Origin of the sequence: Streptomyces sp. DH37, from assembly GCF_029813835.1 — a bacterium.
GTDB lineage: Bacteria > Actinomycetota > Actinomycetes > Streptomycetales > Streptomycetaceae > Streptomyces.
On record NZ_JARVKV010000062.1, the window covers coordinates 36,448 to 42,904 of the forward strand.

9 protein-coding genes are annotated in these 6,457 nt (G+C 76.2%); 5 read left to right on the plus strand and 4 right to left on the minus strand.

Features of this window, described 5'->3' with window-relative positions; translation table 11 throughout:
• The first annotated feature begins 53 nt into the window (after positions 1-53).
• Genes QC029_RS24545 through QC029_RS24555 form a run of 3 tightly spaced genes read left to right on the plus strand, consistent with a single transcriptional unit; the run spans position 54 to position 2,564 of the window.
• Positions 54-863, plus strand: coding sequence for a metallophosphoesterase (locus tag QC029_RS24545; RefSeq protein ID WP_279557955.1), 810 nt, complete (start codon positions 54-56; stop codon positions 861-863).
• 55 nt (positions 864-918) lie between these two features.
• Complete coding sequence (locus QC029_RS24550) at positions 919-1,557, plus strand: RNA polymerase sigma factor (RefSeq protein ID WP_279557956.1); 639 nt, start codon at positions 919-921, stop codon at positions 1,555-1,557.
• Positions 1,554-2,564: a CU044_5270 family protein gene (locus QC029_RS24555; RefSeq protein ID WP_279557957.1), complete on the plus strand. Its 1,011-nt coding sequence runs from the start codon at positions 1,554-1,556 to the stop codon at positions 2,562-2,564. Before QC029_RS24550 ends, QC029_RS24555 begins: the two co-directional genes overlap by 4 nt.
• A gap of 211 nt (positions 2,565-2,775) precedes the next feature.
• On the opposite strand, the gene QC029_RS24560 is transcribed toward QC029_RS24555, so the two are convergent.
• Complete coding sequence (locus QC029_RS24560) at positions 2,776-3,018, minus strand: hypothetical protein (protein WP_279557958.1); 243 nt, start codon at positions 3,016-3,018, stop codon at positions 2,776-2,778.
• Complete coding sequence (locus QC029_RS24565) at positions 3,015-3,257, minus strand: hypothetical protein (protein ID WP_279557959.1); 243 nt, start codon at positions 3,255-3,257, stop codon at positions 3,015-3,017. Before QC029_RS24565 ends, QC029_RS24560 begins: the two co-directional genes overlap by 4 nt.
• A gap of 611 nt (positions 3,258-3,868) precedes the next feature.
• On the opposite strand from QC029_RS24565, the gene hemC reads away from it, so the two are divergent.
• Complete coding sequence (gene hemC / locus QC029_RS24570) at positions 3,869-4,804, plus strand: hydroxymethylbilane synthase (protein ID WP_279557960.1); 936 nt, start codon at positions 3,869-3,871, stop codon at positions 4,802-4,804.
• A gap of 67 nt (positions 4,805-4,871) precedes the next feature.
• Here the strand turns inward: hemC and QC029_RS24575 are convergent, their stop codons facing one another.
• Positions 4,872-5,282 carry a VOC family protein gene (locus tag QC029_RS24575; protein ID WP_279557961.1) on the minus strand — a complete coding sequence of 137 codons (411 nt, stop codon included), beginning with the start codon at positions 5,280-5,282 and terminating at the stop codon, positions 4,872-4,874.
• Positions 5,283-5,330: 48 nt separating this feature from the next.
• On the minus strand, positions 5,331-5,756 hold the full coding sequence (locus QC029_RS24580) for an AraC family transcriptional regulator (protein ID WP_279557962.1): 426 nt from the start codon (positions 5,754-5,756) through the stop codon (positions 5,331-5,333).
• Between the two features lie 113 nt (positions 5,757-5,869).
• Here QC029_RS24580 and QC029_RS24585 point away from each other — a divergent pair, with 113 nt between their 5' ends.
• A complete protein-coding gene (locus QC029_RS24585) occupies positions 5,870-6,430 on the plus strand; it encodes an NADPH-dependent FMN reductase (protein ID WP_279557963.1) in 561 nt (186 codons plus the stop codon).
• Positions 6,431-6,457 lie beyond the last annotated feature (27 nt).

Sequence of the window (6,457 nt, forward strand, 5' to 3'; positions counted from 1 at the left end):
GTTCCATGCTCGTGTCAGGCAGTCCGGGCGAACCGCGAGGGAGGTGTCCGACCGTGGAGCGAGGCGACGGGGCCGGCGGTCCCCGCCCCGCACGGGTCCTGGTGGTCGGGGACGTGCACGGCGAGTTCGGGAGGCTCGCCGAGTGGTCGGCCGCCGTCCGGCGGCGCCGCGGCCCGCTGGACGCGATCCTCGCCGTCGGCGACGCCGAGGCCAACCGCGACGGGACCGACGCGGCGGGGGAGCACAACCCCAGGGCCCCCGGCGGGATCGGTGATTTCCCGCTCGTCGCCGACGGGCGGATCGACCTGGGCGCCCCGCTGTACTTCATCGGCGGCAACCACGATCCCTGGCCCGCCCTGGACGAGGCGGGCCCCGGCCGGTGGAGCGGCGCGGCGCACTTCCTCGGCCGCGCGGGCGTCACCGACGTCGCGGGCTTCCGGGTGGCGTTCCTCTCGGGCATCCACGCGGCCCGCGTCACCGGCACCCCGGGAGCGCCGCGGGAGACGCCCAGGGACCGCACGTACTACACGGCGGAGGAACTGGAACGGGTGGCGCGGGAGGCGCGGGAGGCGGGCCCGGTCGACATGCTGCTGACCCACGACTGGCCCTCCGGCGTCGCGGGACCGCGCCGGGGCCACGTGGGCCGCCCGGAGCTGCGGACGCTGTGCGAACGCGTCCGGCCGCGGTGGCACTTCTGCGGGCACATGCACTACCGGCGCCGGGCGGCCGTCGGTCCGACGCGGGTCGTGTGCCTGGGCCGCATCCGGACCGGCCCGGCCGCCCTCGCCCTGGTCGAGCGGGGTCCCGGCGGGCGGCCCGTGCTCGTCGAGGACGCCGCGGGCGCGGGCGGCGCCGCCCGCTGACGGCGGTACGGCCCACGGCACGGGAACCGGGCGCCGCGAGCGGACAGGTACGGGTGTGGAGCAATCACTGCGAGCCCGCGTACGCGCCGGTGACCCGGCCGCGTACGGCGAGCTGTTCGACGAACACGCGGCGGCCGTCCACCGCTACGCGGTCCGCGCGACGGGCGACTGGGCCGCGGCCGAGGACGTGGTGTCGCTGACGTTCCTGGAGGCCTGGCGGCTGCGGGAGAAGGTGCGCCCCGACGGGGGGAGCCTGCGTCCCTGGCTGCTGGGCATCGCCACGAACGTCGTGCGCAACACCGCGCGGGCGGCGCGGCGGCACCGGGAGGCGCTCGCGCGCCTGCCCCCGAAGGAGGTGGTGCCCGACTTCGCCGACGAACTGGTCGGCCGGATGGCCGACTCCGAGCGGCTGGCGGCGGCGGGGCGGGCGCTGGAGAAGCTGCGCCGCCCGGAGCGCGAGGTGTTCGTGCTGTGCGTGTGGCAGGGGCTCGACTACGCCGCGACGGCCGAGGCGCTGGGCGTACGGGTCGGCACGGTGCGTTCCCGGCTGTCCCGTGCCAGGGCCCGGCTGCGCGGGCTGACGGACGCCGGGCCGGAGCGGCCGGGGGAGGGGCCGGAACCCCCTTCCGGCAGCGGACAGGTACAGGGCGGCCGCACCGCAGCGGCCCGGTCGAGGGAGGACAGGACCCGATGAACGCCAACCAGCGGCGGCACGGCGAGCCGGCCGAGCACGAGGAACTGGCCCGGCTGCTGCCGCCCCCCGGCGACCCGGACCTCTCCCCCGGCCGCCACCGACTCCTCAAGGAGCACCTGATGCGAGAGATCACCCGCGACAGCGCACCGGCCGCACCGGCCGCACCGGCCGCACCGGCCGTACCGGCCCGTCCGCGCACGCGGCGGCGCCCGGCCCTGGCGGCCGTGTCCGTGCTGGCCGCCGCCGCCGTGGCCGCCGGGGTGACGGCCGGCGGAGTCCTGGACGGCGGCTCCCCGGCGCCGTCCGCCGCCGTCACCGCCGCCGAGCGGCAGGAGGCGGTGAGGTTGCTGGACCGCATCGCCACCGCGGCCTCGGCCCGCGACGCCTCCGCCGTACGCGACGGCCAGTACGTCTACGTCCGCACCCAGGGCACCCGGGAGGTCGGTGGGGAGGGCACCGACAGGATCCGGCGCGAGGACTGGCACGCGGTGGACGGCGCACGCGACGGACTCGCCCGCGTGGACGTCCTCTCCGGTCCCTCGAAGGACGGTCCGGCGGACGAGTCGGGCCACGACATCAGGCTGGCGGCGGACCCGAACACGACCACCTACCGCGAGCTCCAGGCGCTGCCCACCGACCCCGGCGCCCTGCTGGAGAGGCTGTACGCCGACACCGAGGGCCAGGGCCCGGACCGCCACGAGCCGGTCTTCGAGGCGATCGAGGCCATGCTCCCGGCGTCCACCCTCCTGCCCGAGGTGAACGCGGCGCTCTACCGGGCCGCCGCGGAGATCCCCGGCGTGGCGGTGGACCGCGAGGCGGAGGACGCCGCCGGGCGCCGGGGGGTGGGCCTGGTGTTCGAGGGCGCCGACGGGTCCCGCTCCACCTGGGTCTTCGACCGCGCCACCCTGGCCTACCTCGGCTCGGACGAGACGGCCGTCCTCGCCGTCGCCGTGGTCGACGCGCCGGGCGACACCCCCGCCCGCCACTTCGGCGACCGCTCCGTCTGACGCCCGCGGCCACCGTGCCCCCCGGCCGCCGCCGAAGGCCGGGGGGCACGTGCTCGGCCGCGTCCGGCGGGCCCGCCCGCCGGCCGTACGCGGCGCCGGCCGGTCCGGGCCGCCGGACGGCGCCGGCCCCTCGCCGGTCGTCACGCCGGTGACGGTCCCGGCGGTGACGGTCCCGGCGGAGCGCAGGCCGGCGGCCGGGGCCGGAACCTCCTCACGGCAGGGGGTGGCGGCTGCGGGCGTTGGCGGCGGCGAGACGGGCGCTGAGCTGCTCGCGCGCGGTCAGCGGCCGGACGTCGTCCGGCTTCGCGTCCCACTCCCGCCCGCCGCCGAGCGGGCGCAGCCAGACCCGCCCGGGGTGGACGTCCATCACGTCCCCCACCCGGCCGTCCCGCAGGTCCCTCGCCACCGAGCCGACCGTGATCGCGGGCGGCCCCTCCCGCCTGCCCGTGCTCACCGCGCCGCCCAGGCCCGCGGCGCCGCCACGGCCTCCTCCGGCAGCTCGGCCGGCGGCACGATCGGCACGAAGTCCGGCGCGTGCGCGGTGCGTACGGGTGTCGGCGTCCACCAGAACCCCCTGTCGTCGAGGCCCGGCAGGACCTCCGCCGTCGTGTCCGCGCCCGCGTCCGTCGCGGCGCGGGCGAATTCCTCGCGGTCGGCAAAGGCCGCCGAGGAGTGCTGAGTTCGGGATTCCATCGTGCTCCGTGGTCGGTGATGCCATCTGACGGGCGGCTATCACTTTCTGTATCCCGATCGTCGCTGTCCGACGCCGGTGTCAACAGGGTTTTCACCGTGACCCCACAGAGGTCTCGGAAGGGAGAACGAACGGTGACAGCGAGGGACGGTTCCGGTCCCGGGCCGGGATCCGGCCCCGCGGCCTCGACGCCGGCCTTCTCCGGCCGGACGTGCGCCCCCGGGGGAAGCCGGCGGCCCCCCGCGGCAGGGAAGCGGGCGCGCAGGGCTTCCCCGCGCCGTCGGGCGGACACGGGCGCCGGGGGAGCGAACAGGCCGCCCTGGGCGCGCCGTTGACGCGCGGGAGGCCGAACGCGTACGGGACGGGCGGCGGCGGACCGGCCTCGGCCCGTCGGCCCGTCGGCCCGTCGGCCCGTCGGCCCGTCGGCCCGTCGGCCCGTCGGCCCGTCGGCCCGTCGGCCCGTCGGCCCGTCGGAAGGGCGTACGCGGCCGCACGGGGCCGTCGGGGGACTCGCCGCGGCCTCCGCCGTGCCGCGGGCAACCGGCCGGGAGGGACGGGCGGTTCGACCGGAGCGCCCACCGGGGCGCGAGTCCGACGGTCTATCGTGAACGGCATGTCCGCCCCTGAGCTGATCCGCATCGTCTCCCGCGACTCGCCCATGGCCCTGGCGCAGGTGGAACGCGTCCGCGCCGGACTGGCCGCACTCCACCCGCACGTCCGTACCGAGGTCGTCCCGGTGAAGACCACCGGCGACAAGTGGCTGGGCGACCTCTCGCAGGTCGAGGGGAAGGGCGCGTTCACCAAGGAGGTCGACGCGGCGCTGCTGGCCGGCGAGGCGGACCTGGCGGTGCACTGCCTCAAGGACATCCCCGCCGACCGGCCGCTTCCGGCCGGCACGGTGTTCGCCGCGTTCCTCGAGCGCGACGACGTCCGCGACGCCCTGGTCCACCCCGGCGGCCTCACCCTCGACGAGCTTCCGCCCGGCACCCGGATCGGCACCTCCTCCGTGCGGCGCGTCGCGCAGCTCGCGGGCTCCCACCCGCACCTGGAGTGCGTGCCGTTCCGGGGGAACGCCAACCGGCGCATGGAGAAGATGGCGGCCGGTGAGGCGGACGCCCTGCTGCTGGCGGTCTCCGGCCTGGAGCGGATCGGCCGCCGGGACGTGATCAGCGAGGTCCTGCCGACCGAGGTGATGATGCCGCCGATCGGCGCCGGGATCCTCGTCCTCCAGTGCCGGGAGGGCGACACCGCCCTGATCGAGGCCGTCAGCGGTCTGGGCGATCCGGACACCCACCGCGAGGCCACCGCCGAGCGGATGCTGCTCCACGTCCTCCAGGGGCACTGCAACAGCCCGATCGCCGGATACGCCAGGACCGAGCGGAACGGCGAACTGTCGCTGAGGGCGTGCGTGTTCACCCCGGACGGCAAGACCGTCCTGAACGCGCACGAGTGGGCGGGCCGCCTCGACCCGGCCACCCTGGGCACGTCCGTCGCGGTCGCCCTGCTCCGCCAGGGGGCGCGCGACCTGATCGACGGCATCGCGCACTAGGCGCTCCGCCGGGCGTCCCCCCGGGCGGAGCACCCGAGGGGACGCCCGGCGGGCCGTGCGGTGGTCCTCAGCTCCTCGGCTGGGTGAAGCGGATACGGTTGCCGAAGGGGTCGCGGAGGCCGCAGTCGATTCCGTACGGGCGCTCGGTGGGCTCCTCGGTGAACTCGACGCCCTTCCCCAGCAGCGTCTCGTACGTTCCGCGGCAGTCGTCCGTGGTGAGGATGAGCCAGCCGCCCATCGCCCCCTTGGTCACCAGCTCGCGGACCTGCTCCGCGGTCTCCTCGGACATCGCCGGAGGGCCCGGCCTCTCCAGCAGGACCTGGCGCTCCGGGTGGCCGGGGACGCTGACGGTGAGCCAGCGCATGGGGCCCAGGTCGACATCGGTGTTGACCTCCAGGCCGAGCTTGCCGACGTAGAAGTCGAGGGCCTCGTCCTGGTCGAGGACGTAGATCTGCGAGTGCGTGATGGCGTTGAACATGCGCACCACGCTACTGAGCGGGCCGGGGGAAAACTTATCCGAAACCGCTCAGTCGGCGGCCGGGGCGGACGGGGCGGCCGGCCGGGTGCTCGGCCGTGTCCACGCCATCGTGAAGCACGTCGGCACGTCCGTGGCCGCCGTCTCCCTCCGGTACTCCCTCGGCGACCGGCCGACGATGTCGCGGAACGTGCGGCTGAAGGTCCCCGGGCTGCCGAAGCCGACCTCGAAGCAGATGTCCGTCACGCGCCGGTCGGTCGTCCGCAGCAGGAACATCGCCCGCTCGACGCGGCGGCGCTGCAGGTAGCGGTGCGGGGTCTCGCCGAAGACGGCCCGGAAGGTGCGCGTGAAGTGCGCCTCCGACACGTGGGCGACCCGGGCCAGGGCCGGGACGTCCAGCGGCTGCGCGTAGGCGCGGTCCATCACGTCCCGCGCCCGGAGCATGCGGCGGTTGGTCTCCTCTGCGGCGCGGCTCACGGTGCCATCCCATCACGGCCGTCCCCCGTCCGGGGGACGGGGGTTGACTTCAAGTCGGCTTGAAGTCCTAGGTTCTGGTCGTGTCCTTACGACCGAGTGGACGGGAAACCGAGATGACCGCCGCAGCAGCACCGCAGCAGGACCAGTACCGGCTCGCCGTGATCCTCGGAAGCGTGCGCGAGGGGCGCTTCGTGACCACGGTGGGCGAGTGGTTCGCCCGGCAGGCCGGGCGGCGCGACGACGTGAAGCTCGACGTGATCGACCTGGCGCGGCCCGACGAGGGCGGCCGCGGGTTCGGGGAGCGGATCGGCGCCGCGGACGCCGTCGTGGTCGTGGTGCCCGAGTACAACCACAGCTTCCCCGGCGAGCTGAAGAAGGCGATCGACTCCCTGAAACCGGAGTGGCGCGCCAAGCCGGTCGGCTTCGTCTCCTACGGGGGGCGGGGCGGGGGCCTGCGGGCGGTGGAGCAGCTGCGGCTGGTCTTCGCCGAGCTGCACGCCCCCACCGTCCGGGAGACCGTCAGCTTCCACGACGCCTGGCAGGAGTTCGGACCCGGCGGCGAGCCCCGCCGGGCGGGCGAGGCCGCCCGGGCCGCCACCGCGCTGCTGGACCAGCTCGCCTGGTGGGCGCTGACCCTGCGACGGGGACGGGAGGAGAGGCCGTACCCGGTGTGAGCGGGCGGGGACGCGGGACGGCCGGCC

Excerpts from the sequence above, each read along its gene's own strand:
- hemC (WP_279557960.1), top strand. The coding sequence starts at position 3,869 with ATGTCCGCCCCTGAGCTGATCCGCATCGTCTCCCGCGACTCGCCCATG.
- QC029_RS24555 (WP_279557957.1), top strand. The coding sequence starts at position 1,554 with ATGAACGCCAACCAGCGGCGGCACGGCGAGCCGGCCGAGCACGAGGAA.
- QC029_RS24585 (WP_279557963.1), top strand. The coding sequence starts at position 5,870 with ATGACCGCCGCAGCAGCACCGCAGCAGGACCAGTACCGGCTCGCCGTG.
- QC029_RS24575 (WP_279557961.1), bottom strand. The coding sequence starts at position 5,282 with ATGTTCAACGCCATCACGCACTCGCAGATCTACGTCCTCGACCAGGAC.
- QC029_RS24565 (WP_279557959.1), bottom strand. The coding sequence starts at position 3,257 with ATGGAATCCCGAACTCAGCACTCCTCGGCGGCCTTTGCCGACCGCGAG.